The organism is Paenarthrobacter sp. NPDC089988 (genome assembly GCF_044748465.1).
GTDB lineage: Bacteria > Actinomycetota > Actinomycetes > Actinomycetales > Micrococcaceae > Arthrobacter.
Genome location: NZ_JBIVGD010000024.1, coordinates 1 through 26,571, shown reverse-complemented (window position 1 = coordinate 26,571; position 26,571 = coordinate 1). Strand labels below are relative to the sequence as shown.

Below are 26,571 nucleotides of genomic sequence, written 5' to 3'. Positions count from 1 at the left end.
CTTCTCCTCGTTTAGTGGCTGGTGGGCTCGCCTGTTGAACGGATCCGCTGCAGTACTGCCGTGGTGGAGTGTTCCGGAACGTAGTCCAGGATGGTCACGGTGCCGCCGTAGCGTTCCACGGCTTCCGTTTCGGCAAGCATTTCCGGGGTGTAGTCGCCGCCCTTGGCGTAGACATCCGGTTGCAGGATCTCGATGAGCGGAATGGGCGTGGGGGTATCAAACACCGTGACGTGGTCCACGCAGCTGAGTGCTGCGATGACGGCGGCACGGTCCGACTCGTGGTTCACCGGACGGTCGGGTCCCTTGAGACGGCGAACGGACGAGTCGCTGTTGAGGGCCACCACCAGGACGTCGCCCAGTTGCTTGGCCTGGTTGAGATACCGGGTGTGGCCGCGATGCAGGACGTCGAAGCAGCCATTCGTGAGCACGATCCTCCGGCCTTCCTGGCGGTGTGCCTGCACCTGCTTGGCCAGCTCCCCAGCTGTGAGGGCCGTGTCCGCGAACTCGCGCAAATGGCGGGACAGTTCCTCCGTGCTGCACACGGAGGTGCCGGGCCGGTGCACCACCACGTCCGCCGCGGCCTGTGCCAGGTCCACGCTGGTGGTCAGGGGCAGGCCGGCCGAACGTGCCAAGGCCAGCGCGGCCACAAAGGTGTCCCCGGCCCCGGATGCCTGCTTCTCGGTTTCCGGACGGGCCCAGGTCCTGTGCGTGGCCGTGGCCCCGTTGCGGTCCCTGCGCACCGTCAGCGTGCCGTCCCGGTCCAAGGTCACGACGACGGCGGCCGCACCGGAGGCGGCCAGGAGCTGCTCGGCATGGGCCTCCACGAACGGGCACCGGGCAACTCCGCCGGGCAATTCGACACCCACCAGCCGTGCCGCTTCCTGGGCATTGGGGGTGGCGAGGTCCGGAGCGAGCCCTGCCCAGCGTTCCGGGTGGTGGGCGTCCACCACTACCAGCGTGCCACCGCGTGCGGAAGAACCAGGCCCGGCCGCCGGCTTCCCGGCATCTTCAGGGCCCAAGACCGCAAACAATGCGTCCCGTACCGGGCCTTCCAAAGCCCCGGCACCGTAATCGCACACGACCACAGCATGTGAGCCTTCCACTGCGCCGGGAATCGTCGCCGCCAATTGCTCGAGGCCATGAGTTGGGACGGTCCCGGCTTCGTCGTCCAGGCGGAGCATCACCTGGCCGGAACTGCTCACCCGGAATTTGGTGGTGGTGGTCATGTCCGGATGCGCCAGCATATTCGCCACGTCCACCCCGGCTTCCCCGAGCAGCTCCTTGAGCTGCTGCCCTGCCTGGTCCTGCCCAATGATGGAGACGAACCGCACCTGGGCTCCGAGCGCGGCCAGGTTTACCGCGGTATTCGCAGCTCCTCCGGGCGCGAAGTCACGGCGCTTCACCTGGACCACCGGGGCAGGGGCTTCGCGGCAGAAACGCTCGATGAGGCCGTCCCACCAACCATCCAGGATGGCATCGCCAATCACAGTGATGATGCGCTTTTCTTCGGCCAATCGGCCCGGCAACCATTCGGCCAGACCTTCTTGGTTGGAGAGGTGTGCCATGGGGTACCTTCCGGTTGTGGCGGCAAGTTCCTGCTCCCCTCAGGTACCCAGCAGCCCGGGCTTCACACGCCCACCACGTACTTTTCCGTGCTGCTGTTCCGCATACGCCGGGCAGCTTCCGGTTTCCTCCATGAAGGGACGTTTCCATGGTCATTCCTCCGGATGCGAAGGCCTCTCTTGAGGCAGGTGTTGGCCCGGTGCTGGAGAAGTTCCAGGGAGTGGAACGCATGGCGGTCCTTCGCGGCGGTGGCCTCGGGGACCTGATCTACACCTATCCCGCCCTGCATGCACTGAAGGCGGCCTACCCGGGAGCGCGCATCACCCTGCTGGGCACGCCAATCCACCAAGCCCTGGTGGCGGCAACGGAAGGGCCAGTGGACGATGTGGCAGTTCTTCCCTTCGCCAAGGGAGTCCGTGACGGCGAGGAAGACCCTGGCGCGGTCGCAGCCTTCCTGGGGAACATGCAGGCCAGGAAATTCGATCTCGCCATCCAGATGCACGGCGGCGGACGGTACTCCAACCCTTTCCTGCGGAAATTAGGCGCACGCCACACCGTGGGCACACGGACCCCGGACGCGGAGCGCCTGGAGCGCAACCTGGACTACGTCTACTACCAGAACGAACCTGACCGATGGTTGGAAGTGGCAGGCCTCGCGGGGGCTCCCACCATCATTCCGCCACTGCTGGGACCGAAGGGCGGGTTCGTGCAAAGCATTGCCGGATTGAAGGATCCCCAGCGCGATTCCCTGGTGGTCCTCCACCCGGGTGCCACTGATCCCAGGAGGCGATGGCCGGCGTCGAACTTTGCCGAGGCCGCCGCAAGCCTGGCCACTGAAGGTGCGCAGGTGTTGGTGGTTGGGGACAACTCGGAAAAAGCCCTGGCGCAGGAAGTAGCCGAACTCGCGCAGGAAAAGGTGCCTGGACATGACCGCGATGCCGTGCGCTCCGTAGCCGGCGAGTTGGAACTGGGGGAATTGGCCGCGCTGCTGGCAGAAGCGACCGTGATGCTGGCCAGCGACAGCGGCCCACGCCACCTCGCCCAGTCCTTGGGAACCCCGACTGTGGGCATCTTCTGGGTGGGCAATGTGTTCAACGCCGGCCCGCGCGGCCGGGGCCTTCACCGCATCCACATGTCCTGGGTGACGGCATGCCCCCGCTGCGGTGCGGACGTGACGCAGGTGGGATGGACCGCTCCGCACTGCGGCCACAGCGACACCCTCATCGAGGGCATCGCCGTGGCCGGCGTTGTTCAGGACGTGCGGGACCTTACGGCCACGAGCCTTCTTCTGCGGGGGTGATGAGGAGTTCGCGTACCTCGCTGCCGAACGGCTGCGAGAGGGCGAACACCACTGCCTGCGCCACATTGGCGGGGTCGTTGAGTTTGGAATCGTCCTGCGGCTTGTACTGCTCATCACGGTCGTCGAAGAAGTGGGTCTTCATGCCCCCCGGAATGATGGTGGTGACGCCGATGACTCCTCCGGTCTCAGCGGCGAGCGCCCGGCTGAAGCCGATCACGCCGAACTTGGAGGCGCAGTAGGCAGTGGCGTCCGGGAGCGCCCGGAGCCCCAGGGTGGAGGCGATGGTAATGGCCCGCCCGCGGGACTCCGTCAGGTAAGGCAGTGCGGCGCGCACCGTTGACACAGTGCCCAGGAGGTTCACCCCAATGACCTTTTCCCATTCCTCCGCCGCGACGTCGCCGAGCTTGCCGCAGCGATCGATACCTGCGGCCGTCACTACGCCGTCCAATCCGCCGAGGCTCTCCGCAGTTTCCTTCACTGCGGCCTCCACGGCTTCGCGGTTGGAGACATCCACCTCCAGGGCTTTCGCACCGGACACGTTGCTGACGTCCCGGTCGAAAACCACCGGGGTGCCGCCGGCATTGCTTATTGCTTCAACGATTGCGGCGCCCAGGCCGGAGCCGCCTCCGGTGACGATGACGCGGCCAGGTGTTTGCGTGTTCATGCGGTTCCTTTCGTGTGTCTTTCCGTTCTGGTGTCAGCCGACTTTGGCAAGTGCTTCCGCCAAGCCGCTGGTTGATCGGGCCGGGTGGAAAGGCACAGTGACACATCGCCCTCCCCAACCGGCTACGAGCCGGGCTTCCGGCAGTTCATCAGGTTGGTAGTCGCCGCCCTTGACCCAGATATCGGGCTGCAGGAATTCCAGGCAATCCTCCGGAGTGTCCTCATCGAAGACCACCACGGCGTCCACGCAGGTCAACGCGAGCAGCAGTTCGGCCCGGTCCTCCTCGCTGACGATCGGCCGGTGTGGTCCCTTGAGCCGGCTAACTGATTGGTCCGAGTTCAGGCAGACGATCAGGCAATCGCCCATCTCCCGCGCTGCGGCCAAGGTGCGGGCGTGGCCGGCGTGGAGCAGGTCGAAGCAACCGCCGGTGGCCACCACCGTTCCGCCCTGGGCGCGTACCGCCCGGGCGAGCTGGACGCCGTCGGGCTGGTCCGTTTCAGCGTGGCTGCCGAAAAGTCCGACGACGGCACCCGCCTCGGCGGGGTCCGGAACCCCTTCGTCGTCAGGCTCCATGGTGTCGGTGTCCACAGCCAGGGAAGCCGCACCGCCTTCGCCCAGGAAGGCAGAGGCATCGGCAACGGCGCGGGTCGCGGCGTCGCGGATCCCAAGCCCCAAGCCCAGGTACACCGCGAGGCTCCCGGCCAGGCGGTCCCCTGCCCCGCAGGGATCCTCCACGGATGTCCTGGGCGCCGGGATGCCGGCCCCTCCTCCAGAGGCCTCCACCAGCACGGCCCCCGCTGCACCCTTGGTCACCAGCACCGCGTTGCTGTGCCAATGTTCCAACAGCTGCTTTCCGGCTTCCACGCCGTCCGGCGAAGCGTGTCCCAGTCCGGCGGCCTTCGCAACAGCCGCGGCTTCGGCCAAGTTGGGTGTCACCACGGCAACGCCGTCCACTGGTTCCGAACCGGAGGGATGCGGGTCCCACACCACCGGTACCCGGTGCGCAGCCGCGGCGAGCGCTGCCCGGATGTCCTGGTTGAGCGTGATCCCCCGGCCGTAATCGGCAACGACTATGGCCTCGGCGGATTCGATCGCGGAGCGCATCCCTGCGGTGCAGTCCGGACGGGGAGCGGCGGCGCATCCTTCATCGAACCTGACCACCGCGTGCGAACCGATCCGCACCCTCGTCTTCGTCGGAGTGGGGGCGAGCGGCTCTCCGGTGAGAAGCCGCACACCGAACAGGGCGCGCCTCAGGTGGCTTGCGCCGTCGTCGTCCGATACCGCGGTAACGAGCGTGACGTCGTGGCCGTCGCGCTTCAAGAGCGTGGCCACCAGTCCCGCCCCACCCGCGCGGTGCCGGACCCCGGCAACGTCCACCACCGGCACCGGTGCGTCCGGGCTGAGCCGGGTAGCGGTTCCGTTGATATCGACATCCAGGAGTAGGTCTCCCACCACGGTCACTCTCACGGCCGTTGCCCGTTGCTGGATCCCGTGCGGCGTGCCACTTCGGCATCGAAGGCCCTGCACACGGCGTGCACGGCGATGAGGTGTCCCTCCTGGGCGTTGGCCGCGATGGCGTCCACAGTAATGGCCTCATCGCACGCTTCGGACAGGGGGTTGGGGCCGGGCCCGGTGAGGGCCCACGTGGCGATGCCGCGCTCGTTGGCCGCACGGACGGCGTTGAGCAGGTTGGGGCTCCGTCCGCTCGTGGAAAGCAGGATCAGCACATCCCCTGCCCGGCCATGCGCCCGGACCTGCCTGGCGAACACTTCCTCGTAGCCGTAGTCGTTGGAGAGCGCGGTGACGGCGGAGCTTTCGGCGTGGAGCGAGATGGCTGAGAAGGGTGCCCGTTCCGCGTCGAAGCGTCCCACCAGCTCGGCGGTCAGGTGCTGCGCCTCTGCGGCCGAGCCGCCATTTCCCGCTGCCAGCAAGCGTTGGCCGGAGAGCAGCCGGTGGGCGAGTTCGGTTCCCCATCCGGAGAGCCGGTCCGCCTGCGAGCGCAGCGATTCGAGGGCCGGCAGCACGTTGTCCAGGTGGGTGGTTACCTCGGCGTTCCCGGCGCGTGGTCCGGCACCTGGTCCGGTCCAGCCCGCGGGAACGGTGTCGGGGACGGACCTCAAGGCGGTTTGAGGGGCCAGCGTCGTTTCGGGGGTCGCAGTGGTCTTGGGTGTCACAGTGCCGTTCCTTCCAGGGTTTCCAGGCCTTCCCCGGCCTGCCGGGACAAACCGGCTGCGAGGACGGATCGGTACGCTTTTTCGGTGTCTGTTGCAATGCGGTCCCACGAATAGCGTGAGCGTGCACGGCGCATTCCCGCCCGGCCCATCTCGGCGCGCAAGGAAGGGTCTCCCAGGAGGCGCCCAACGGCGTCGGCAATGGCTTCCGGGTCCTGCGGCGGAACGTGCAGCCCGGTCTTCTGGTCCACCACCGTTTCCCGCAAACCCCCGACGGCGGCAGCCACCACGGGCACGCCACTCGCCATGGCTTCCAGCGGCACGATGCCGAACGGCTCGTACCACGGAGTGCAGACCACGGCATCGGCGCTGCGGAGGATGCCCGGCATGGCGTCGCGCGGAACCTGGCCCCGCATGGTCACTTTGTCCTCCACCCCCAGTTCCTTGGTGAGGGCGCGGAGCCGCTGCGCTTCGGGGTCCTCCTCGAGGGACAGGGCGTCGCCGGAACCGCCCACAATGAGGAGCTCCACGTCGTCCAGGCCGGCCTGGACCAGCAGCGGGAGGGCTTGGATCACCAGGTCCACACCCTTGCGGGGAACCAGCCGGCCCACGCTGAGGATGCGGTGGGTCCGCGGTTTCGTCTCCGGTTCTGCCGTGCCATCGAAAAGCGTGAGGTCCACGCCGCAGGGAGCAATGGAGACGTTGGATTTGTCGATTCCCAGGGCCTTGAGTTCGAAGACTTCGTCCGGGCACGTTGCCACCACCCAATCCGCGGTGCGCCCCACCCAAGGCTCCAGCCAGGCCCTCGCCGCGGGGCTGGTGTCCGCCGATCCCTGATGGCGGCGTTTCACGGACCCCAAGGCGTGGAAGGTCTGGACAACAGGTACAGGCTCCGCAGCTCCGGCCCGGCGCGCGGCCTGGATGGCGGCAAGCCCGGACATCCAGAAGTGGGCATGGACCACGTCCGGGACATCGCCCTCCCAGTCGGCACAGATACCGTCCGCCAAGGCTCCCATGTAGGGCAGCAGTTCGTCTTTGGGAATGTGGCGTGCCGGACCGGCGTCCACGTGGACCACTGCAAGTCCCGGGGCCACCTGCACCCTTGCAGGGAGACAGGGATCGTCACGGCGGGTATACACGGTGACGTGGTGGCCGCGCTTGGCGAGGCTTGAGGAGAGCGCTGCGACGTGGACGTTCTGTCCGCCGGCGTCCACTCCTCCCAGCGCAGCCAGCGGACTGGCGTGTTCCGAAACCATGGAGATCTTCATGGGTGTGTCCTCTCTGCATCATGGCTTGGCGGTACCGGACGGGGACCGGCATCGTGGCGTTCCGTTCCATGGAAGGACCGGCGTTCCCCGTGGACTGTGCCCAGATCGGCCAGGAGTTCGTCCCAGGCCCGGTGGAATTTCGCCAGTCCATACCGCTCCAGTGCTGCCTCACGGGCCAGCAGGCCCATCGCGTAGGCGTCGTCCGGATCGTCAAGGAGCCGCCGCGCGAAGCTTTGGAGCTCCTCGACGTCGTTGGAAACCAGCCCGGAACCTCGGGGAACCGCCCGGTATGCCTCGGTGGTTCCCAACGCCAGGACGGGCATGCCCAGGTGCATGGCTTCCAGGAGGGCCAGGCCGAGCGAGGTCCAGCGGATCGGATGGAGGTACACGCGGCAACGGGCGAGTTCTTGATGGAGCCCGGCCGCCGGCACATCGCCGGCGATCCTCAGCCGCTCCTCGCTGAGCCCAAGGCCCTTCAGGTTCAGCGCCTCAGGCAAGGATTCGGTGCCCATTCCGAAGACACGCAGCGGTGCAACGCCGGCAAAGCCCGGGAGAAGATCCGTGCCCGTGACGCGGCCCCTCCTCACTGGCTCATTCACCACCACGGCCAGCTCTTCCCGGTCACCGCTGTAGAGGTGCCCGGGGTCGGGGATTCCGTGCTCAATCACTACTGTGCGGGCCGAACCCGCATCCCAGAACAACTGGTTGAAATGGGTTACGTGGACTACGGGAATGGAGTTCTGGTCGGCCATCGGATGGATGGTGAAAGGCACGTCCCCCTTGGGCGTGTTGTGTTCGAGGTAGACGGCGGGAAGGTCCAGGCCGGGACGGCGCCCCAACGTCCGGGCCACGGCGGCGATCTCTTCGGGCCGCTGCAGGACCACGGCGTCCACGCTGTCCGGATCCAGCTCACCCAAGTCCACTTCCACTGCGTTGGCCGGCCACTCACGGCCACCGCGCCCCAAACCCCAGGGACCGCCGTCGGGCTCTACCGGAAGGAGGTATTCATGCTGGCCGCGGACGAATGCTTCCATCCACCCGCCATGGACGTGCCACACCAGGATCCTCATGGCTTCCACACCTTTCGTCGCGTGGTCAGTGAAGAGACGCCGCCCAACAGCCGTTCGACGGCTTCCACCACTTGCTCGGGCGTCACGGAGCTCAAACATGGATGGCCGGGGACGGGGCACCTCCGCGCACGGGTGTTCTTGCAGGCCGCTTCCTGGTCGCCCAGGAGCTCCATGGGTACGCCGTAGGGCGCCCAACGGATGGCCGGAACCACGGGCGCGAAGAGGCAAACCACCGGCGTGCCCACTGCCGCGGCCAAGTGCGCGGGTCCCGTGTTGGCGGTGACCACGACGGCGGCGCCCTCCAGTACCGCCGCCAGCGTGCGGAGATGCGTCTTGCCGCCCAAGTCCTGCGCCGAAGGTCCTGCAACCGTGGCGGTAAGCGACGTTTCACCAGGTCCTCCGGTGACCACCACCCGGTGCCCGTACGCCTCAAGCAGCTCCACAGTGGCCGCATGGTGCAGCGCCGGCCATGCGCGCGCGGGAGCGGCTGCACCAGGATGGACCACGATGTACGGGCCTTCCTTGCCCAGCTCATCCACCAGTTCGTCCGTGCTGGGCGTGACGTGGAGCTTGCCGTCGTCGCCCTGTGGAAGCTGGAACCCAGCAGCCTGTGCGATGCCGAGGGCCCGCACCGCCTCGGGCTGGTCTTCGGGGAAGTCTTCTCCCGGCTTGAGCCGCACATCCAGGAGCGACCCCGCGTAATCCGTGGAGGCACCGGTGATCTGCCGGACCCCGGCCAATCGGAGCAACATGGCGAGCGGAAGGGGAGATTGGTGGAAGGACGTGAGCACCACGGCCTCCTCAATCCGGGAACTCCGGACAAAATCGACCAGGCCGTTCGTGAGGCCCTCAGTGACCGGCGGGGCCGGGTTCACAATCCAAGGGCAGGGCCATGTGTGCACCTCGGTGACACCGGGAAGCATCTCCGCCGCACCCGTACCTTCGGGACCGCAGAGCAGCACCACGTCGTTGGGCCTGCTTCCGTCCGCTCGCGTTCCGTTGGCCACGGCCCGCAGCGCTGGGCCTGAAACGAGGACATCACCCATGCTGTCCAGCCGGGCCACCAGGACGCGGCTCATGCAAGCGCACCAAACTGTGCGGGACCGGTGGACGGTTGCTGAAGTGACAGCAGCATCTCCACCGCATGCCATAAATCGTTGGCCACCAGTTCCGCGGCTTCGATTTCCTCTTGCCGCGTCACCCCCGTGGGGACCAGCACGGCGCGGGCGCCGGCGGCCTTGGCGGCACCCAGGTCCGCGCCAATGTCGCCAATCACGGCCGTTTCCGACGGCTCGATGCCCAACGCTTCGCAGGCCCGGTGGATCATCCCGGGCGCGGGCTTGCGGCATGCACAACCGTCCCAGCTGCCGTGCGGGCAAATCTCCCACACATCGAACGGACCCAGCAGCTCGTCCACGCGCTGATTCACGGTGTGCACTTGCTGGAGCGTCAGCAGCCCCCTGGCAACTCCCGACTGGTTGCTCACCACACCCGTTGCCAGCCCTGCCCGGCGAACCCTCGCCACGGCCGAACGGGCACTCTCCATGGGCCGTACCAGCCGCGGGTCGCCGTTGTAGGGCACGTCGACTACCAGCGTTCCATCGCGGTCAAACAGGACCGCCTTCAACGTTCCGGTTCCTCCCATACCGGCAACGTTCCCAGTTCCTTCCGTGCTAAACAGCACGGTCGGGAGAAGTTTCCTGTGGTTAGACTCCTAGCGGGAGGCCACTTTGAACAATGCTGAATTCGCTGGACAACCCGTCCTGCTTGCCCTCCGGGCACTGAAACTCGGGGATCTGCTGGTAGCCGTTCCGGCCCTTCGAGGATTGCGGCGGGGCTTCCCGGAACACCGCATCCTGTACGCGGCGCCAGCGTGGATCGGGGAGGCCCTTGAGCTGGTGGGCGGCATCGACCATTTGCCCACCCCTGGCCTGGACCATCCCCTCACCATCACTCCGGGGGTGGTTGACGTTGCGGTGAACCTGCACGGGAACGGCCCGGAAAGCCGGCAGCGGATTGGGGAACTTGGCGCCAAACGCGTTGTAGCGCACCGCTCCCCCGGACTGGACGGGCCCGAGTGGACCACCGGCCTCCACGAACGCGAGCGCTGGACCCGCATGCTGAACTGGCACGGCATCGACGCCGACCCGTTGGACTACCGCCTGAACAGCCCCTCCGTTCCGTCGCCATGGCCCGGCGCCACCGTCATCCACGTGGGTGCTGCGTACGGCAGCCGGCTTTGGCCCGTGGACCGATTCGCCGACGTAGCGGTTGAACTGACCCAGGCCGGGCACCAGGTTGTCTTCACCGGTGGAGCGTCGGAACGCGAACGCGCCCAGGAAACGGCCGCGCTGGCCAAGGCCAGAGGAGCAAACCTCGACGGCGGGGTGCTGGCCGGGCTGCAAGGGCTGGCCGGGTTTGCCGCAACCATTGCCGAAGCTCGGCTTGTGGTCTCCGCCGACACTGGTGCCGCGCACTTGGCTTCAGCGTACGGGCGGCCATCAGTGGTCCTCTTTGGGCCTGCACCGGCCGAGGAATGGGGTCCGCCGCCCGGCCCGCACGTGGTGCTTACCGCCGTCGAACGCCGCCGGGGCGACGTTTTCGCGAGCGATCCGGATCCCGCGCTCCTGGCCGTGACGGTTCAGGACGTTGTGGCCGCGGTGGAGGGGCTCAAGTGCTGAGGCCGTAGAGGCGCTTTTAGTTCCATTTCAAGGTGCTGTTCCGTCCTCGAGCTGGGTCTGGCCGCCGTCCAGCAGTTGGGCTTGCAGGGCAACCAGGATTTTGGACAGCTTGCGCGAGACCTGCATCTGGGACATCCCGAGTGCCTCCGCGATGGTGGATTGGGTTTCCTCGCGGTAGTAGCGCCTGTACAGGAGGTGGCGGTCCTCGGCGCTCAGGGTCCTGATGGCATTCCGGAGTGCCAGGACGTCGTCAAGTTTGTCGGTGGGGCAACCGATGCTTGACAGGGATCCCTGCAGTCCGTCCCGTCCTTCGGCAGCTGGCGCATCCAGGGAGTCAGGCCTCTTGCTGGTTCCTGCCATGAGGGCCTCGCGCACTTGGCATGGCTCCATGTGCAGGTCCTCTGCCACCTCCTCCGGTGAGGGCGTCCGCTGCAGGACCTGCGTCATTTCTTCGCTGCGTGCCAGGACCTGCCGCCGCAGGTCCTGGATGGGCCGGGGCGGACGGACCACCCAGCAATGGTCGCGGAGGTACCTTTTGACCTCGCCTGCGATGGTTGGCGCGGCGTAGGCCGGAAAGCTGACTCCTTTGGCTTCGTCAAAGCCGTTGGCGGCTTTGATGAGGCCCATGTAGGCAACTTGCCGGACGTCGTCAATGTCGTGGGCGTGGGCGGAATACCTTGCAGCAATGGATTTTGCGAGGTTCAGGTGATCCAGCACCAGTCCTTCGCAAAAGCTTCGCCGGATGGCACTTTCCCCTGAGTGGGCGCGAACGGATGCATACGTTGGTCTGGCTTGTCGCATGGGGCTTCAAATCCTTGGACCGATCGGGCGGAAGCGAGCCCATGGCAAGACTCTGATTAAAAGCGAAGCATACTTACCATCTTAAGCCAAGGGTACTTACTATTGGATAGGGTGGTTTCTTGGGGCAAAGCCCGGAGGGCAGCCCCAAACCCCAGGATCGGAGGTAGTCATGGATCGACAGCAAATCGCTGAAACCCAGCCCATCGCCGCGGAAATCCAGGATCTCCTGCTGGACAACCCGGATGTGGAGGCGTTCCTTAGCGAACTGGCACGGCATTCCGCCGCCATGTTCAGCGTGAGCAACACTGCCGTACACTGCGGGGTTACCCTGTTGCGTCGCAGGACTGCGGCCACGGTCGCCAGCAGCAGCGAACGTGCGCTGCAGCTTGACGAACTCCAGTACCAATTCGCCGAGGGCCCCTGCCTCACGGCTGCCCGGGATGGGGTCCAGGTCCACATCCCCGATCTGTCGAAGGACGACACCTGGCCTGACTACGCCGAAGCCGCCAGGGAGCAAGGCATCGCGTCGATCCTGGCCTTGCCCTTCCCACTCCTGGACCACTCCACCAAGGCCGGCCTGAACCTGTACTCAGAAGACTTCCACGCGTTTAACCAAGCTGCAGTGCAAAGGGCCACCGACTACGTACACCAGGCCTCCAAGGGTTTGCGCCTGGCCATCCTCCTGGCCCAGCACAGCCAAACCGCCACGGACCTCAGGGCCGCCATGGCCTCCCGGACTGTCATCGATATCGCCACGGGGATCATCATTGCCCAGAACCGTTGCAGCCAGGCCGAGGCCGTGGAACTCATCAAGCGCGCCTCCAGCAACCGCAACGTCAAGCTGCGGGACGTAGCGCAGGCAATAGTTGACAAGGCAGGCGGCGGCCCCATCGAAACACACTTCAAGTAGCCCGCACCACCGCACTGGCCGCAGGTGGGTCGGCTAGGCCTGCATCGCCCCCAGGATGGCTCCCATCGCGGTAAACGTCACCACGTTGTAGCTGCCATTGATGGCGAACAACACCGGACTCCGACGCTCGAAGAGATAGTTCACGCCGAGCGCGGTTGCTACCCACCCCACCCCTGCAGCCAAGCCGGCCAGCGTGCCGAAGCCCGCGCCGCCACGCCCGATGAACGCTGCCAGGAAAACGGCCATCACCACGGCAAGGACGAACGAGCCCACGAACACGCGGGCTGTTCCGGACTTCAACTGCTCATCGCTCACACCCGCAGCCTTCTGCCACGGTTTCGCGAAGAGCAACGAATACCAAAGCCCGCCCACCACGAACGTCGCCAGTGCGGCCAGCAGGACGCCGAACCAATTGATGGTCATGTAAGTCCTTTCATCTGCGGTTACTGAGAGGACCCTACGACGCAGCCGAGGGCCCGTCTTGTACAAATGCCGCATCCCCTACGCCAGGCTGGGAACCTGCTCCAAAGGCACGAACGTGGCGTACTCGGCACCGTAGCGCTGTACCACGCGCAGGTATTCGGTGGGCGTAAATCCGCTGAATCTCCGGAACGCACGGATCAGGTGCGGCTGGTCATAATAATCGGCCAACGCCAGGAGATCGCGGCCGGGGACCGCGCCCGGAGGCATGGCCGCGGCAGTATTGACGAACCGGAAAAACCTGCAGACGTCCGAGTACGCCTTGGCCGTGAAACCACAATCACGCATCATGATGCGTTCCAGCGTGGACGTGCTGATGCCCAGGCCGGCAGCGAGCCGGCCGATCTCCACGTCCTCCCTGGCCAGCGTCTCCACGGCCTTGATGGTGCGGGGATCCACCGTCCGCTCCGGAAGCAGCGCCTCTTCCAGGAACCCGGCCAGCACGGCGAACGCCGTCGGCGGATCCGCGTGAAGCAAATGTGGCCGAAGGTCGGCCAGCCCGGGCAGGACGCCTTGGGCGTCCACCACTTTGCCCTGGAATTCCGACGGCGGCCGGCTGGTGAACGCTGACAGGCCAAACGGAGTCAGCCGCGCACCCACGTTGAAGATCCGGTCCGGGTTCTCGCTGACCAGGTAGCTCCGCTGGAGCCCGGAGTAGAAACCAGCGGAGACCTCCGTCGCCGTATTCCCACTCCCATCCTCCGAGGGCGTGATGAGCCGGTACGGATCGGACAGGTTCAGGATCAAGTGAGCGGATGGACCCGGCAGGATTTTCTCGTACCGGGCCTTCGGATCAGTGTGTACGAACCACAACTGAGTGACAAAGGGCCTAAGCCCGGGCGGCGCCGGGCACTCCTGATACAGCACAGCGCCAGTCTAGGAGGCCTTGACCTGCAACCGCCCCTACGTGGCAGCGGACCAAGCCGCGCCGCGCCTACAGCAGGTCGCGCAAGACCAAGGCGGCGCCGTCGTCGAACACTGACGCGGTGACCTCATCGGCTACGGCCAGCACTTCCTCCGGGGCCTGGCCCATGGCGACACCGCGGCCGGCCCAGGTGAGCATCTCGATGTCATTCCGGCCGTCGCCGATAGCGAGCGTGTTGTCAGGATCAGTGCCAAGCTGCAGGCGCAAGGCTTCCAGCGCGCTGGCCTTGGTGACGCCCTCGGCCGCGATGTCCAGCCAGGCCGTCCAGCCCACCGAGTAGGTCACGCCGGAGAGTCCAATGTGGTGGATGGCGGCGTTGAACTCCTCGGAGGTGTTCTCGCTGCTGAACACCACCACGCGCACAGCCACGGAGTCCAGCATGGTTTGGAAGTCCACGCCAATCGATTCGACACCGAAGCTGGCGTCCTGGAAACGCTCGGTGGAGAGGAAGTTGCCCGCCTCGTCCTCCAGTGCGTACTTGGCGTTGGGCAGCCGCTCCCGGAGTGCCTTGAGGGCGGGGGCGGGATCGAACGTGGCCTTGTGGATGATTTCGTAGCCTTTTTCCAGCGAGGGATCCAGGCGAAGGGTGACGCCGCCGTTGCAGCACACCGCAAAGCCGCGTTCCAGGCCGATCTGTTCGATGATCGGGAGGGTCGCATTAAGGGACCGCCCCGTGGCAATCATGACGTCGTGGCCGTTGGCTACAACGGCTTGCGCGGCCTCCCGGACGGCCGGCGACATGTGGCCATCGTGATCCACGAGCGTGCCGTCCACGTCCAGGGCAATCATCAGGTTCTGGTTTTTCTTTGGCTGGTCATCGATGCCAGCAACTGGAGTATCAGTCAAAATAGTCATGGTTCCAGTAGAACAGACACCACTGACAGCTCATAGGACCGGGGCCACAGCGGCGCCTTAACGGTCAGTGAACTCTCGCCCCAACTAACTGGCAGTTGTGGTTGTTCTGAGCCCTCAAAACAACCACAACTGCCAGTCAGTTGGGGTACAGAACCGGGAGGACTTCCAGGCCGCCCAGGTACTTCTGCAGGGCCTTCGGGACGTTCACGGAACCGTCCGGGTTCTGGTGGTGTTCCAGGAGCGCAACGATCCATCGCGTCGTGGCAAGCGTGCCGTTCAGGGTTGCCACGGCACGGGTGCCCTTGGCTACGCCTTCGTCGTTGACCACGCGTTCGCGGATGTTGAGGCGGCGGGCCTGGAACGTGGTGCAGTTCGAGGTGGACGTGAGCTCACGGTAGGCGTTCTGCGTGGGAACCCAGGCCTCGCAGTCAAACTTACGGGCCGCGGACATGCCAAGGTCTCCCGCGGCGGTGTCGATCACGCGGTAGGGAAGCTCGCACTTGGCCAGCATTTCCTCTTCCCACGCCAGCAGGCGCTCGTGCTCAGCAGCAGCCTCTTCAACAGTGGTGTAGATGAACATCTCCACCTTGTTGAACTGGTGCACGCGGATGATTCCGCGGGTGTCCTTGCCGTGCGAGCCGGCCTCGCGGCGGTAGCACGAGCTCTGGCCGGCGTAGCGGATGGGGCCGGCGGAAAGGTCCAGGATCTCGTCCGCGTGGTAGCCGGCGAGGGCCACTTCCGAGGTTCCCACAAGGTAAAGGTCGTCTTCAGCGAGACGGTAGATCTCGGCGTCGTGCTTTACATCGAAGCCGGTGCCCTGCATGGTTTCCGGACGCACCAAAGTGGGGGTGATCATCGGGACGAAGCCGGCCTCGATGGCCTGTTCCATGGCCATCTGCAGGAGTGCCATCTCCAGGCGGGCACCAACACCCTTCAGGAAGTAGAAGCGGGCACCGGAAACCTTGGCGCCACGTTCCATGTCGATGGCGCCGATCAGTTCACCGATCTCCAGGTGGTCCTTTGGCTCAAAGTCACGGAATTCGCGGGGTGTGCCCACGGTCTTGACCACAACAAAGTCGTCCTCGCCGCCCTCGGGCACGCCGTCCACCACCAGGTTGGGGATGACGCGCAGGAGTTCATCCTGCTTGGCCTGTGCAACGTCGGCTTCCGAAGACGCTGCCTTCACGGCGTTGGCCAGTTCCTTGACCTCGGCCAGCAGGGCCTGCTTTTCCTCGCCCTTGGCCTGCGCAACCTTCTTGCCGAACGCATTCTGCTCTGCGCGGAGGGTCTCGTAGCGGATCAGCGCTGCGCGGCGGTCGGAATCGGCGGAGATGATCGCGTCCACAACGGACTCGTCGGCGCCGCGGGCGCGCTGGCTGGCACGGAACTTGTCCGGGTTTTCGCTGAGGTCTTTTACGTCGATCACCACACAAGAGTATCGAATCGGCCACGATTCCCTGTTCCGCGAAGCACCGGGACTGGACCGGCGCAAACGGCCCCGCCGGAACGGATAGTGTTGGAGCACAATGAGCGACTGGATCTGGTGGGTGATTCTCGCTGGGGGTGTGGCATTTGCCGTCTCCAGTTGGTGGGGCGTGCGGCGCTTGAAGGCCCGCCATATCCGCAGTGCCGTGGCGGAGGACCCCCATAGGCCGGACCCCGGCCACCAGAAGGTGGCGGTGATCCTCAACCCGGTGAAAAACAAGTCCGACGAGGCGCGGCAGGCGATCATCGATGCCTGCGACCTGGCGGGCTGGGACCCGCCCACGTTCTACGAGACCACGCCCGAGGACCCGGGATACGCCCAGTCCCGCCAGGCGCTTGAGTCAAGGGCCGACGTCGTTCTGGCGTGCGGCGGTGACGGCACGGTGCGCGTGGTGGCTGAGTCGCTGGCGCACCAGGGCGTGGCGATGGGCCTGATTCCGCTGGGCACCGGCAATCTGCTGGCCCGCAATGTGGACCTGGACGTCTACGATCTGCCGGGTTGCATCCAGGTGTCGTTGTTCGGGCACCAGCGCTACATCGATACCGCAACCATGGGCATCGAGAACAGCATTACCGGGGAGTCTTCGACGCACACGTTCCTGGTGATCGCGGGCATGGGCCTGGATGCCGAAGTGGTGGGCGATACCAAGGAAGACCTCAAGAAAACGGTGGGCTGGCTCGCCTATACCGAAGCTGGTGTGCGGCACCTGCCCGGCCGCCGCAAACGCGTCACCATCGCCATGGACGACGAAGCGGAACAGGCCCGTAAGATCCGCAGCGTGCTGTTCGCCAATTGCGGGTTGATCCCCGGCGGCATCGACTTCATCCCGCAGGCCATGGTTGACGACGGCATGCTGGACATCGTGGTGATGAGTCCGCGCAGTGCGGTGGGCTGGATCGCGATGTACGCGAAGGTGCTGTTCAAGCACAACAGGAACCTGCCGGTGATGAACTTCTATCGTTCGCAGAAAGTCAGCATCCGCAGCCAGGAACCCATGGCGACACAGCTCGACGGCGACCCGTCAGGTGAGGCGACCGAGGTCACCGTCCAGGTGCAGCCCGGCTCGCTGCTGGTGCGGGTGCCGAAGAGCCACCTCTAGAGAGCTCCCTTATCCGGCTCAGCGGCGTTCCGGTCGGCTTCTTCCTGGGCAGCCTTTGCCGCCGCGCGGGCCTCGGCCTGCTCCCGGATCATGGCCTGTTCTTCTTCAAAACGGAGTCGATCCGCACGGTCGGCTTCGTCGCCGTCCCAGTCGTCCTTGTTGTCGCCGGACGGCTTGGGATTGACGATCATGCCCTGGCCGTCTTTGTCATCGCGATGCACTGACATGACGTCTCCCTTCGTTTGGGCATTCATCCATCGTTTGTGGATCAGGCAAGCATACGCACACTTACAGGCGCGCGAAAGGGGGTTGAAGCGTCAATGATTTCGCTGGAAACGGCCCCCGCCGAAGAAAGCGATCAGCCCCTAAGGATCGATTCCACCCAGGCATGCGCGGACGCAAAAGCGGCGTCGGAGGTGTGCGGTGCCACGACTGCCGGCTGCTTATCGGCGCGGGCGTAGGACCCCAGGAACCGCGTGGCGGGGCTGATCCGGTGGAGTCCGGCGAGGGCGTCAGCCACGCGGGAATCGGCTGCGTGGCCGTCGGCGTCGATGCTGAAGAAGTAGTGGCCCAAGTACTGGCCGGTGGGCCGTGATTCGATGCGGCTCAGGTTCACCCCACGGGAGGCGAACTGGTCCAGGATCTCCATCAAGGCACCGGGGTGGTCCTCCGGCAGCGGCACAACCACCGTGGTCTTATCCGCCCCCGTACGCTCTGGAACAGCACCCGGGCGGCCTACCAGGATGAAGCGGGTGACCGCCTCCGGGTTGTCCCCGATGTTTTCGGCAAGTACGTTCAGCCCCGGCTGCCCGGCAGCGACCAGCGGCGCACAGATGGCTGCCTCATAGGGCGCGTCCGGTTCAAGCAAGCCCATGGCGGCGGCCGCCGTCGATGAGCCCGGAACATAGTCCGCGTGGGGAATGTGTTCGTCCACCCAGAGGCGGCATTGCGCCCAGGCGTGGCCATGGGTGGAGATGCGCTGGATGTCCGAAAGTTCGACGCCGGGCCTCGCCACGAGCACGAACGTGATGGGAACCAGCGCCTCGCGGAGGATACGGAGCTCCAAGCCTGTGGCAATGGCGTCGAGGGTTGCCGTCACGCCGCCTTCCACCGAGTTCTCGATGGGCACCATGGCAGCGTCTGCTGAGCCGGAACGCACGCTGTCCAGTGCGGTGTTGACGTTGGTGCAAGGGACCCGAATCGCTTCCGAGGCTCCCGGAACCTGCATGAGCGCAGCCTCAGTGAACGTCCCCTCCGGGCCCAGGAACGTGTAAGTGGGAACTGCAGGCATCAATATATTCCTTGCTGGTTATTAAAGGACGACCGGCTTGAGTCCGTTGTCCGAGGTCATCGGCTTGCCCGCCTCGAACCACATGTCCATGCCCCCTGCCACATTCACGGCGGAGTAGCCTTGGGCCACGAGCCACTGCACCACCCGGAACGATCGGCCACCCGTGCGGCAGATGACGAACAAATCGTCATCGGGGTCCAATTCCTCCAGGCGCGCCGGGAGTTGGTCCATGGGGATGTGGCGCGCACCCTCGGCGTGGCCGGCAACCCACTCGTAGTCCTCGCGGACGTCCAGGATGCTGGCGTCGGCCGGAATGTCGCCCACAGGCACTGTTTCGAAGTCGCTCAAGGCAGTCCCTTCCATCGGTTCACGGAGTCTGCATCCAGCCTAGTCCCCGGGAGGCGCACGCCGCGCCCGCACCGTGGGCATCCCTTGCATGCCGGGGCCTTCCCGCGAAGACTGGGTGCCAGCCACTCCCACCGACGCCACCCAGAAGTAAGGAGCAGGACCATGGCCGCTGGCCAACCCACTATTCTTGCCACGTCCGGCGGGTACAAGCAGGGCAGCCGCACGCGGATCGAGTTCGACTCACTGGTGGACTACGCCGTGGAACTCTCCGGCGTCACGGGCCGTGCACCGCGGATCGCCCACATCGGCACCGCAGGCGGGGACCAACGATGGTGGGCCGCGGAAGTCGACCAGGCAGCACGGATTGCCGGCTTCGACCTGAGCCACCTGAATCTCTTCACCATGCCCAACGTGGCCGATCCCGAGGCATACCTCATGGAGCAGGACGTGGTTTGGGTCAACGGCGGATCCGTGGTGAACCTCCTGGCGGTGTGGCGCGCCCATGGCTTGGACAGCATCCTCAAGAACGTGTGGGAGAGCGGCATCATCCTGGCCGGCGTTTCGGCCGGTTCCATCTGCTGGTTCAAGGGCGGAGTCACCGACTCTTTCGGTCCCGAGTTGAGGCCCGTCACGAACTCGCTGGGATTCCTCCCGTTCCATAATGGCGTGCACTTCGATTCCGAACTCCGCCGCCGCCCCACGGTCCACAGGCTGGTGGCGAACGGAACGCTGGGCGAGACCCACTGCACCGACGACGGCGTCGGTCTGGTCTACCGCGGAACGGAACTGGTGGAGGTGGTCTCCTCGGTGAAGAACAAAGCAGCATTCCGCGTGACGGCAGGAGCCGGCGAAAGCGTTGATGCGGTTGCCGTCGAAGAACGGCTGGAGTCGCGCTTCCTTGATTGATTCACCCCCTGCCGACCAGTCGGGGATCGCAGCGTTGACGGCAGTTGAACTCCGCGATGCCCTGGCCAGCGGCGAGTTGTCTGCCCGTGAGGCCGCCACTCACTTCCTGTCCGTGATTGAGTCCCGCAATAGACACCTGGGCGCTTTCATCACCGTGACTGCCGAACACGCGATGGCCGCCGCCGCGGCAGCGGACCAACGCCATGCAAACGGCGAGCGCAGTGAACTCCCCTTGTTGCACGGCATGCCCGCCGCCTTCAAGGACCTCACGGATGTGGCCGGTGTACCCACCACGCACGGCAGCGCGGCCTTGGAACACAAGGCGGCACCCGAGGATGGCGCCCTGGCAGCCACCTTGAAGGCCCAAGGGGTCATCTCGCTGGGCAAGACGCAGGTTCCGGAATTCGGACTCACCGCCTACAGCGAAAACCGCGTGGCACCGCCGTCGCGCAATCCGCATTCCCTGGCCCGCAGCTCGGGTGGCTCTTCGGGCGGGAGCGCCGCCGCGGTTGCGGCGGGCATGGTGCCGTTCGCGCCGGGTACCGACGGTGGCGGGTCCATCCGCATCCCGGCCGGCGCCTGCGGGCTCGTGGGCCTGAAGCCTGGCCGGGGACTGGTGCCGTCGGGGGCGAGCGCCGGTGACGCTGCCAGGTTGGTGGTCGCTGGACCTCTCGCGAAGAACGCAGCGGATGCCGCGCTGCTGCTGGACGCGCTGGTCCCCTTCGGGAACAGGCCCGACGGCGGTTACCTCGCCAACGTCTACACGGCGCCCGAACCCCTGCGCATCGGAATGACCTTGGACAGCCCTTGGGCCGCGAGCTATCCGTTCGAAATCGAAACGGAAGCCTTGGACGCGCTCAACCGCGGCCGGACCCTGTTGGATAGGGCAGGTCACCGTGTCCTTGAAGCAGACATCCGCTATGACAACCGCTATCCGGAAGCTTTCACCGCGGCCTGGACGGCCGGCGTCGGGAGCGCCCGGATAGCTCCCCAGCGGGAGGCGCTGCTGACCCCGCTTACCCGTACGTTCCGGCGTCGCGCGCAACAGCGGAGCGCCGCAAAGGTGCAGGAAGCGCTCGGTTTCCTGCGGCAGTTCACCACGGATACCGTTGCCCAGTATTCGGAGTGGGACCTGATGCTTATGCCAACGCTGGCCCAAACCCCACGTCCCATCGGCTGGTTTACGGGCGGCGGCCACAGCGGCGAACCGTGGCCCAGCGAATGGGCCGGAGACGCTGACCAGGACTACAAGAGGCAGTGTGAGTACGCGCCGTGGAGTTCCATGGTGAACGTGTGCGGCCTCCCTGCGATCAGCATCCCGGTCCACACCACGGAGAACGGCCTGCCGATGGGGATCCAGCTCATTGGCAGGAGGGGATCCGAGCTGCAGCTTCTCCAGGTGGCGGCAGCGCTGGAGACCGCATAAATCCAGGCGTCTAGCATATGGAATGCGGTTGCCAGGGGCATTGGTCGATGTGACAATGCCCGCAGTCAGTGCCAGCATTGAGGAAATGAGCACACCTCAAACCACGGCTCCGCCTGCCAAAACCCCGGGCGATACGTCATTCTTCGGCCACCCAAAGATGTTGGCCAGCCTTTTCTCCGTGGAAATGTGGGAGCGATTCTCCTTCTACGGCATGCAGGGCATCCTGCTTTACTACATGTACTTCACGGCCGACCAGGGCGGCCTGTCCATCGACAAGGGCCTCGCAGCGGGCCTGGTGGGCGCGTACGGCGGTGGCGTCTATCTGTCCACCATCCTGGGCGCGTGGCTCGCGGACCGCATCTTCGGATCGGAGAAGGTCCTCTTCGGCTCGGCCATCATGATCATGATGGGCCACATCGCCTTGGCACTCATCCCCGGCATTCCGGGCCTGATCGCCGGCCTGGTGCTGGTAGGAGTCGGCTCGGGTGGCCTGAAGGCCAATGCCACCGCGCTGGTGGGCACCCTGTACAGCGAGAAGGACGAGCGCCGCGATGCCGGCTTCTCCATCTTCTACATGGGCATCAACATTGGCGGGCTCATTGGACCTCTGGTCACGGGTTGGCTCCAGGAAAGCAACGGCTTCCACTGGGGCTTCGGCGCGGCCGCCGTGGGCATGGCAATCGGCCTGGTCATTTACGCCTTTGGCCGCAAGCGCCTGCCGGAGGAAGCCCACCGGGTCCCCAACCCGCTGCCCGCCAAGGACCGGACAAAGTACGGCCTGATCTTCCTCGCGATCCTCGTGGTGATCGGCGTGCTGCTCGGTACGGGTACCGTCAACGCGGACAACCTTGCGCGCAGCATGGCCTACGCAGCTATTGGCGCCTCGGTGATCTATCTCTTCCTGATCTTCCGGAGTCCATTGGTGACGGGCCTTGAGCGCAAGCGCGTGCTCGCATTCATCCCGCTCTACATCGCATCCGCTGCGTTCTGGGCCTTGTTCCAGCAGCAGTTCACGTTCATTGCCGTGTACTCGGAGGAGAAGCTGGACCGCAACCTGTTCGGCTGGGAAATGCCTGCCGCGTGGGTCCAGTCGATCAACCCGGTGTTCATCATCATCTTCGCCGGCGTCATGGCCGCACTGTGGACCAAATTGGGTTCCCGGCAGCCGAGTTCGCCGTTCAAGTTCTCCATGGGCTTGTTCATCATGGGACTGGCCTTCCTGGCATTCATCCCGCTGGCCGGCGACGGCAAGACCCCACTCCTGGCACTTGTGGGCATCCTGTTCCTCTTCACCATGGCGGAGTTGTGCCTCTCCCCCATCGGGCTGTCCGTGAGCACCAAGCTTGCACCGAAGGCCTTCCACACGCAGATGGTGGCCTTGTTCTTCCTCTCGGTCTCGCTCGGCACCACCCTGGCGGGCATCCTCGCGGGCCTCTACAACCCGGACGACGAGCTCCCCTACTTCCTGGGCATCGGCGGCGTGGCCGTGGTGCTCGCGGTAGCACTGGCCGCATCGACTCCGGCGATCAAGAAGCTCATGGCGGGCGTTCGGTAACAAGCGTTAAATCACGACGGCGGCCCTCGCCTTCGGTGGGAATCCCAACCGAGGCGGGGGCCGCCGTCGTTCGCCTTTTAGTAGTTGTACCGGCTTGAGGCGCCGAGCGCCGCGAAGAATCCGATCAAGATGAGCACGCCGATCGCAATGCCGATGTATCCCATCACCAGGCCGGCAATCGCCATGCCCTTGCCGGCGGGTTCGCGGTTAAGGGCGAGGTGGCCCAGGATCACGGCCGCGATCTGCGGGAGGATGAAGAAGCCGAAGCCCACCAACGTGGCGATACCGCAGATCATGCTCGCGATGCTCAAACCCTTGGGCTGCGAGGGCATGGCGTAGTAGGCCGGCTGTCCATACGGGTTCGGCTGGCCGTAGGGCTGCTGCTGGTAGGGGCTCGGCGGCTGGTTGTACGGCGACGGCGGCTGCTGGCTGTAGTCACCCGGCGTGTACGAACTGGCAGGCGGCGTACTTGAGGGCGGCGTCGGCTGGGTGTAGAAGTCACTCTGGCCTTGCGCGTTTTGCGTGTAGGCGCTTTGCCCGTACGGCGGCAGCGGCTGGGTGGCGTCGGCCTGGGTTGCTGATTCGTACGACGGCGGCGGCGGCACCGCGCTGCCCTGGCCCGGCGCGCTGAATTCTGCGGGCGGAACGTACTGCGGCGGTTCGTAACCCGCGGGCTTGTCTTCGTTGCCCTTGGCTGGTTGCTCTGACATAGGTATCCCCCTGTGCATGGTCTTTGATCCCAACCCTACCGCTGCCGAAGGCCACGCATAAGTACGGAGCGTTGCTGTCACCGACGGGATGCGGGGCTGTGACGCGATTCATGCATATGCATGGAATATGCCCGCTGTGGGATGGGTTGGCCTTAATAGCGACGTAAGCAGCGCTACAACGATCATCAGCGGGATCCGTCCCGCGAAGGAGGACATCATGGGTAACTTCCAAGGCAAAACCGCACTGGTCACCGGCGGCGGTTCGGGTCTCGGGGAAGCGATCAGCAAGGACCTCGCGAACAACGGCGTCAACGTGGTTGTAGTGGACGTCAACCTTGATGCAGCCACCCGCGTTGCCGGGGAAATCACGGCTTCTGGCGGCACGGCAGTTCCGTTCAAAGCCAACACCGCCGTAGCCGAAGACAGCAAGAAGGCCGTCGACTTTGCCGTCGAAACCTATGGTGCCCTGAACTATGCAGTCAACAACGCCGGCATCGGCGGTGCCAATGCCCCCGTTGGCGAGGTGGACATTGAGGATTGGGACCGCGTCATCGCCATCAACCTCAGCGGCGTGCTCTACGGGATGCGCTACCAGGTCCCGGCCATCCTCGAAGCCGGCGCGGCTGAGGGTGCGATCGTCAACATGGCTTCGATCCACGGCACGGTTGCCGCCTTGGGCAACGCCGCGTATACGGCGGCCAAACACGGCGTTGTGGGCCTGACCAAGAATGCCGCCGCCGAATACGGAGCCCAGGGACTGCGCATCAACGCGATCGGCCCGGGCTACATCGAGACACCGCTGCTGGCCAACGCTCCGAAGGAAGTCATCAGCGGGCTCGAAGCGAAGCATTCCCTGGGACGCCTTGGCCGCCCGGAAGAAATCGCGAACGTCACCACGTTCCTGCTTTCGGACAAGGCAAGCTTCATGACCGGCTCGTATGTCCTGGCTGACGGCGGCTACACGGCCGTCTAGTTTGGTCACGGCCCTCGCGGCCCTCGCGGTCCTCTTGGCCCGTTGGACCAGCCGGATCCACCGGGCCGGGAGGGCTCTTTTGCGCTTAGTCAGGAAGCTGTCCACAACGTAAAGCCGACGTGAATCTTTAGTCCGTTTGTTCCACCTAACCGCCATTCGACGTCATAGGGGCCGCATCACGGACATTTCCTGTCGGCGGGCGGAACGGTCTGGCATGCTGTTGGACATGGCTAGCCGAGCGGGCACAGTTGCCCTTCCCCAGGACCTTGTTGACATCACAGCCCTGCTGGACGCGTATTTCGACGTAGCTCCGGATTTGGGCGATCCCGCGCAGCGCGTGGCATTTGGAACCTCGGGCCACCGCGGTTCCAGCCTGAAAGCTTCCTTCAATGAAGCGCACATCCTTGCCATCACGCAGGCAATCGTCGAATACCGGGGACGCCAGGGAATCACGGGACCGCTCTTCATTGGGCGGGACACCCACGCTTTGAGCGAACCCGCGCAGAACTCCGCCTTGGAAGTGCTGGCAGCCAACGGCGTGACGGTCCTGGTGGACGCGCGCCACGGCTACACGCCCACCCCGGCCTTGAGCCACGCAATCCTGAAGTACAACCGTGAGGCCGCACCCGGCACTCCCCAGGCCGATGGCATCGTGGTCACTCCGAGCCACAACCCTCCCGCCGACGGGGGCTTCAAGTACAACCCTCCGCACGGCGGCCCCGCGGACACCGACGCCACGGGCTGGATCGCCGAGCGCGCCAACCAGCTCCTGGAAAACGGACTCCGCGGCGTCAAGCGCATCCCGCTGAATGACGCCCTGGCCGCAGACACCACGGGCAAGTTCGACTTCCTCAGCAGCTACGTGGATGATCTCCCGTCCGTCCTGGACCTCGATGCGATCCGCAACGCGGGTGTCCGAATCGGGGCCGACCCCATGGGCGGCGCCTCCGTGGACTACTGGGGCGAGATCGGCGAACGCCACCAGTTGAACCTGACGGTCGTGAACCCCACCGTGGACCCGCAGTGGGCCTTCATGACCCTCGACTGGGACGAGAAGATCCGCATGGACTGCTCCTCGCCGTCGGCCATGGCTTCGCTGATCAAGCGCATGGCTGCCGGCGCTTCCGGCGGCTCCGCGTATGACGTTGCCACCGGAAACGACGCCGACGCCGACCGCCACGGCATCGTCACGCCGGACGGTGGGCTCATGAACCCCAACCACTACCTCGCCGTCGCCATCGACTACCTCTACCGCAACCGCAGTGGCTGGAACCCTGGGTCGGTGGTGGGGAAGACCCTCGTTTCGTCGTCCATCATCGACCGCGTGGCTGCCGGGCTGGGCCGCAAGCTGGTTGAGGTTCCCGTGGGCTTCAAGTGGTTCGTACCCGGCCTGTTGTCCGGCGAGGGCGCCTTTGGCGGCGAGGAATCGGCCGGCGCTTCCTTTAACAAGCGCGACGGCAGCGTCTGGACCACGGACAAGGACGGCATCCTGCTGGCCCTGCTCGCCTCCGAGATCACTGCTGTCACGGGTTCCTCCCCGTCGCAGCTGTACAAGGGCCTGACCGACCAGTTCGGCGCTCCGGTGTACGCCCGGATCGACGCTGCTGCCACCCGCGAGCAGAAGTCCAAGCTGGGCAAGCTCTCCGCAGCCGACGTCACCGCGACGTCCCTGGCCGGCGAGGACATCACCGCGAAGCTGACGGAAGCTCCCGGCAACGGCGCTTCCATCGGCGGCCTCAAGGTTGTCACGGAAAACGCCTGGTTCGCGGCCCGCCCGTCCGGCACGGAGGACGTCTATAAGATCTACGCCGAGTCCTTCAAGGGCGCCGACCACCTCAAGCAGGTCCAGGACGAGGCCAAGGCCCTGGTGGACGGGGTCATCGCGTAGGCGGTTTGAGTACAGATGGGCGCGAGAGGGTTCTCCCAAAAGGGCGGTTAGGTGAGAGACCATCCCACCCCCGGACGCTCTCTCACCAAACACCCCCTTCCCCCGAACGCTCGTTACCTTTTTCGTAGCCTGTTTCCTGGTGCAGGATATGGGTGTGCTGGCCTGCCGGCTCCGGCATGATTTTGACGCTCTGTCGCTTGA

The 26,571-nt window shown here is 65.5% G+C and carries 26 protein-coding genes; 9 read left to right on the top strand and 17 right to left on the bottom strand.

What is annotated here, in order from left to right; all coding sequences use genetic code 11:
* Nucleotides 1–11: 11 nt before the first annotated feature.
* Nucleotides 12–1,565 carry a D-glycero-beta-D-manno-heptose 1-phosphate adenylyltransferase gene (gene rfaE2, locus ACIPV6_RS21045; RefSeq protein ID WP_400272766.1) on the bottom strand — a complete coding sequence of 518 codons (1,554 nt, stop codon included), beginning with the start codon at nt 1,563–1,565 and terminating at the stop codon, nt 12–14.
* Nucleotides 1,566–1,711: 146 nt separating this feature from the next.
* Between rfaE2 (ACIPV6_RS21045) and ACIPV6_RS21040 the strand changes: the two genes are divergently transcribed.
* Complete coding sequence (locus ACIPV6_RS21040) at nt 1,712–2,863, top strand: glycosyltransferase family 9 protein (RefSeq protein ID WP_400272765.1); 1,152 nt, start codon at nt 1,712–1,714, stop codon at nt 2,861–2,863.
* Here the strand turns inward: ACIPV6_RS21040 and ACIPV6_RS21035 are convergent.
* The 7 genes from ACIPV6_RS21035 to ACIPV6_RS21005 are packed head-to-tail and all read right to left on the bottom strand — an operon-like array spanning nt 2,832 to nt 9,681.
* Nucleotides 2,832–3,527, bottom strand: a complete 696-nt coding sequence (locus ACIPV6_RS21035; protein ID WP_400272764.1) for an SDR family oxidoreductase — start codon at nt 3,525–3,527, stop codon at nt 2,832–2,834. The genes ACIPV6_RS21040 and ACIPV6_RS21035 overlap by 32 nt on opposite strands.
* Nucleotides 3,528–3,560: 33 nt before the next feature.
* Entirely contained in the window at nt 3,561–4,994 is a 1,434-nt protein-coding gene (gene rfaE2, locus ACIPV6_RS21030) for a D-glycero-beta-D-manno-heptose 1-phosphate adenylyltransferase (RefSeq protein WP_400272763.1), read from the bottom strand.
* A complete protein-coding gene (locus ACIPV6_RS21025) occupies nt 4,991–5,701 on the bottom strand; it encodes an SIS domain-containing protein (RefSeq protein ID WP_400272762.1) in 711 nt (236 codons plus the stop codon). Before ACIPV6_RS21025 ends, rfaE2 (ACIPV6_RS21030) begins: the two co-directional genes overlap by 4 nt.
* Nucleotides 5,698–6,966, bottom strand: coding sequence for a glycosyltransferase (locus ACIPV6_RS21020; protein WP_400272761.1), 1,269 nt, complete (start codon nt 6,964–6,966; stop codon nt 5,698–5,700). The genes ACIPV6_RS21025 and ACIPV6_RS21020 overlap by 4 nt, the downstream gene beginning before the upstream one ends.
* The gene (locus ACIPV6_RS21015) at nt 6,963–8,036 is read right to left on the bottom strand and encodes a glycosyltransferase (RefSeq protein ID WP_400272760.1); all 1,074 of its coding nucleotides are present in this window, start codon (nt 8,034–8,036) and stop codon (nt 6,963–6,965) included. The genes ACIPV6_RS21020 and ACIPV6_RS21015 overlap by 4 nt, the downstream gene beginning before the upstream one ends.
* Entirely contained in the window at nt 8,033–9,115 is a 1,083-nt protein-coding gene (locus ACIPV6_RS21010) for a glycosyltransferase family 9 protein (RefSeq protein ID WP_400272759.1), read from the bottom strand. Before ACIPV6_RS21010 ends, ACIPV6_RS21015 begins: the two co-directional genes overlap by 4 nt.
* Nucleotides 9,112–9,681, bottom strand: coding sequence for a D-glycero-alpha-D-manno-heptose-1,7-bisphosphate 7-phosphatase (locus ACIPV6_RS21005; RefSeq protein WP_400272758.1), 570 nt, complete (start codon nt 9,679–9,681; stop codon nt 9,112–9,114). The genes ACIPV6_RS21010 and ACIPV6_RS21005 overlap by 4 nt, the downstream gene beginning before the upstream one ends.
* Nucleotides 9,682–9,766: 85 nt before the next feature.
* Between ACIPV6_RS21005 and ACIPV6_RS21000 the strand changes: the two genes are divergently transcribed.
* Nucleotides 9,767–10,717 carry a glycosyltransferase family 9 protein gene (locus ACIPV6_RS21000; protein ID WP_400272757.1) on the top strand — a complete coding sequence of 317 codons (951 nt, stop codon included), beginning with the start codon at nt 9,767–9,769 and terminating at the stop codon, nt 10,715–10,717.
* 27 nt (nt 10,718–10,744) lie between these two features.
* On the opposite strand, the gene ACIPV6_RS20995 is transcribed toward ACIPV6_RS21000, so the two are convergent.
* Complete coding sequence (locus ACIPV6_RS20995; RefSeq protein ID WP_400272756.1) at nt 10,745–11,434, bottom strand: sigma-70 family RNA polymerase sigma factor; 690 nt, start codon at nt 11,432–11,434, stop codon at nt 10,745–10,747.
* A gap of 253 nt (nt 11,435–11,687) precedes the next feature.
* On the opposite strand from ACIPV6_RS20995, the gene ACIPV6_RS20990 reads away from it, so the two are divergent.
* On the top strand, nt 11,688–12,428 hold the full coding sequence (locus ACIPV6_RS20990) for an ANTAR domain-containing protein (protein ID WP_400272755.1): 741 nt from the start codon (nt 11,688–11,690) through the stop codon (nt 12,426–12,428).
* Nucleotides 12,429–12,461: 33 nt separating this feature from the next.
* Here ACIPV6_RS20990 and ACIPV6_RS20985 read toward each other — a convergent pair whose 3' ends face one another.
* The 4 genes from ACIPV6_RS20985 to serS form a co-directional block, all read right to left on the bottom strand.
* Nucleotides 12,462–12,851: a DUF1761 domain-containing protein gene (locus ACIPV6_RS20985; RefSeq protein ID WP_400272754.1), complete on the bottom strand. Its 390-nt coding sequence runs from the start codon at nt 12,849–12,851 to the stop codon at nt 12,462–12,464.
* Nucleotides 12,852–12,929: 78 nt separating this feature from the next.
* Nucleotides 12,930–13,775, bottom strand: a complete 846-nt coding sequence (locus ACIPV6_RS20980) for a DUF6597 domain-containing transcriptional factor (RefSeq protein WP_400272753.1) — start codon at nt 13,773–13,775, stop codon at nt 12,930–12,932.
* A gap of 67 nt (nt 13,776–13,842) precedes the next feature.
* Nucleotides 13,843–14,688 carry an HAD family hydrolase gene (locus ACIPV6_RS20975; protein WP_400272752.1) on the bottom strand — a complete coding sequence of 282 codons (846 nt, stop codon included), beginning with the start codon at nt 14,686–14,688 and terminating at the stop codon, nt 13,843–13,845.
* A gap of 136 nt (nt 14,689–14,824) precedes the next feature.
* Nucleotides 14,825–16,114: a serine--tRNA ligase gene (gene serS, locus ACIPV6_RS20970; protein ID WP_400272751.1), complete on the bottom strand. Its 1,290-nt coding sequence runs from the start codon at nt 16,112–16,114 to the stop codon at nt 14,825–14,827.
* Nucleotides 16,115–16,214: 100 nt separating this feature from the next.
* On the opposite strand from serS, the gene ACIPV6_RS20965 reads away from it, so the two are divergent.
* The gene (locus ACIPV6_RS20965) at nt 16,215–17,273 is read left to right on the top strand and encodes a diacylglycerol/lipid kinase family protein (RefSeq protein WP_400272750.1); all 1,059 of its coding nucleotides are present in this window, start codon (nt 16,215–16,217) and stop codon (nt 17,271–17,273) included.
* On the opposite strand, the gene ACIPV6_RS20960 is transcribed toward ACIPV6_RS20965, so the two are convergent.
* The 3 genes from ACIPV6_RS20960 to ACIPV6_RS20950 all read right to left on the bottom strand — a co-directional run bounded on the left by ACIPV6_RS20960 (nt 17,270) and on the right by ACIPV6_RS20950 (nt 18,912).
* Nucleotides 17,270–17,500, bottom strand: a complete 231-nt coding sequence (locus ACIPV6_RS20960; RefSeq protein ID WP_400272790.1) for a hypothetical protein — start codon at nt 17,498–17,500, stop codon at nt 17,270–17,272. The genes ACIPV6_RS20965 and ACIPV6_RS20960 overlap by 4 nt on opposite strands.
* A 131-nt stretch (nt 17,501–17,631) precedes the next feature.
* The gene (gene pheA, locus ACIPV6_RS20955) at nt 17,632–18,564 is read right to left on the bottom strand and encodes a prephenate dehydratase (protein WP_400272749.1); all 933 of its coding nucleotides are present in this window, start codon (nt 18,562–18,564) and stop codon (nt 17,632–17,634) included.
* 21 nt (nt 18,565–18,585) lie between these two features.
* Nucleotides 18,586–18,912: a rhodanese-like domain-containing protein gene (locus ACIPV6_RS20950; RefSeq protein ID WP_400272748.1), complete on the bottom strand. Its 327-nt coding sequence runs from the start codon at nt 18,910–18,912 to the stop codon at nt 18,586–18,588.
* A 162-nt stretch (nt 18,913–19,074) separates the two neighbouring features.
* On the opposite strand from ACIPV6_RS20950, the gene ACIPV6_RS20945 reads away from it, so the two are divergent.
* From ACIPV6_RS20945 to ACIPV6_RS20935, 3 genes are read left to right on the top strand one after another with little or no spacing between them, the layout of a single operon-like run.
* Nucleotides 19,075–19,818, top strand: a complete 744-nt coding sequence (locus ACIPV6_RS20945; RefSeq protein WP_400272747.1) for a Type 1 glutamine amidotransferase-like domain-containing protein — start codon at nt 19,075–19,077, stop codon at nt 19,816–19,818.
* Nucleotides 19,811–21,244, top strand: a complete 1,434-nt coding sequence (locus ACIPV6_RS20940; protein ID WP_400272746.1) for an amidase — start codon at nt 19,811–19,813, stop codon at nt 21,242–21,244. Before ACIPV6_RS20945 ends, ACIPV6_RS20940 begins: the two co-directional genes overlap by 8 nt.
* A gap of 55 nt (nt 21,245–21,299) precedes the next feature.
* On the top strand, nt 21,300–22,799 hold the full coding sequence (locus ACIPV6_RS20935) for a peptide MFS transporter (RefSeq protein WP_400272789.1): 1,500 nt from the start codon (nt 21,300–21,302) through the stop codon (nt 22,797–22,799).
* 77 nt (nt 22,800–22,876) lie between these two features.
* Here ACIPV6_RS20935 and ACIPV6_RS20930 read toward each other — a convergent pair whose 3' ends face one another.
* Nucleotides 22,877–23,509 carry a DUF4190 domain-containing protein gene (locus ACIPV6_RS20930; protein WP_400272745.1) on the bottom strand — a complete coding sequence of 211 codons (633 nt, stop codon included), beginning with the start codon at nt 23,507–23,509 and terminating at the stop codon, nt 22,877–22,879.
* Nucleotides 23,510–23,726: 217 nt separating this feature from the next.
* On the opposite strand from ACIPV6_RS20930, the gene ACIPV6_RS20925 reads away from it, so the two are divergent.
* The gene (locus ACIPV6_RS20925; RefSeq protein WP_400272744.1) at nt 23,727–24,482 is read left to right on the top strand and encodes an SDR family NAD(P)-dependent oxidoreductase; all 756 of its coding nucleotides are present in this window, start codon (nt 23,727–23,729) and stop codon (nt 24,480–24,482) included.
* Between the two features lie 226 nt (nt 24,483–24,708).
* Entirely contained in the window at nt 24,709–26,370 is a 1,662-nt protein-coding gene (pgm, locus tag ACIPV6_RS20920; protein ID WP_400272743.1) for a phosphoglucomutase (alpha-D-glucose-1,6-bisphosphate-dependent), read from the top strand.
* Nucleotides 26,371–26,571 lie beyond the last annotated feature (201 nt).

Coding starts and splice junctions, on each gene's coding strand:
- ACIPV6_RS20945 (WP_400272747.1), top strand. CDS start 19,075: ATGGCCGCTGGCCAACCCACTATTCTTGCCACGTCCGGCGGGTACAAG.
- pheA (WP_400272749.1), bottom strand. CDS start 18,564: ATGCCTGCAGTTCCCACTTACACGTTCCTGGGCCCGGAGGGGACGTTC.
- ACIPV6_RS21020 (WP_400272761.1), bottom strand. CDS start 6,966: ATGAAGATCTCCATGGTTTCGGAACACGCCAGTCCGCTGGCTGCGCTG.
- ACIPV6_RS21005 (WP_400272758.1), bottom strand. CDS start 9,681: ATGGGAGGAACCGGAACGTTGAAGGCGGTCCTGTTTGACCGCGATGGA.
- ACIPV6_RS20925 (WP_400272744.1), top strand. CDS start 23,727: ATGGGTAACTTCCAAGGCAAAACCGCACTGGTCACCGGCGGCGGTTCG.
- ACIPV6_RS20965 (WP_400272750.1), top strand. CDS start 16,215: ATGAGCGACTGGATCTGGTGGGTGATTCTCGCTGGGGGTGTGGCATTT.
- ACIPV6_RS20935 (WP_400272789.1), top strand. CDS start 21,300: ATGCCCGCAGTCAGTGCCAGCATTGAGGAAATGAGCACACCTCAAACC.
- ACIPV6_RS20960 (WP_400272790.1), bottom strand. CDS start 17,500: ATGTCAGTGCATCGCGATGACAAAGACGGCCAGGGCATGATCGTCAAT.
- pgm (WP_400272743.1), top strand. CDS start 24,709: ATGGCTAGCCGAGCGGGCACAGTTGCCCTTCCCCAGGACCTTGTTGAC.
- ACIPV6_RS21040 (WP_400272765.1), top strand. CDS start 1,712: ATGGTCATTCCTCCGGATGCGAAGGCCTCTCTTGAGGCAGGTGTTGGC.
- ACIPV6_RS20930 (WP_400272745.1), bottom strand. CDS start 23,509: ATGTCAGAGCAACCAGCCAAGGGCAACGAAGACAAGCCCGCGGGTTAC.
- rfaE2 (WP_400272766.1), bottom strand. CDS start 1,565: ATGGCACACCTCTCCAACCAAGAAGGTCTGGCCGAATGGTTGCCGGGC.
- ACIPV6_RS21010 (WP_400272759.1), bottom strand. CDS start 9,115: ATGAGCCGCGTCCTGGTGGCCCGGCTGGACAGCATGGGTGATGTCCTC.
- ACIPV6_RS20975 (WP_400272752.1), bottom strand. CDS start 14,688: ATGACTATTTTGACTGATACTCCAGTTGCTGGCATCGATGACCAGCCA.
- ACIPV6_RS20990 (WP_400272755.1), top strand. CDS start 11,688: ATGGATCGACAGCAAATCGCTGAAACCCAGCCCATCGCCGCGGAAATC.
- ACIPV6_RS21035 (WP_400272764.1), bottom strand. CDS start 3,527: ATGAACACGCAAACACCTGGCCGCGTCATCGTCACCGGAGGCGGCTCC.
- ACIPV6_RS20985 (WP_400272754.1), bottom strand. CDS start 12,851: ATGACCATCAATTGGTTCGGCGTCCTGCTGGCCGCACTGGCGACGTTC.
- ACIPV6_RS21015 (WP_400272760.1), bottom strand. CDS start 8,036: ATGAGGATCCTGGTGTGGCACGTCCATGGCGGGTGGATGGAAGCATTC.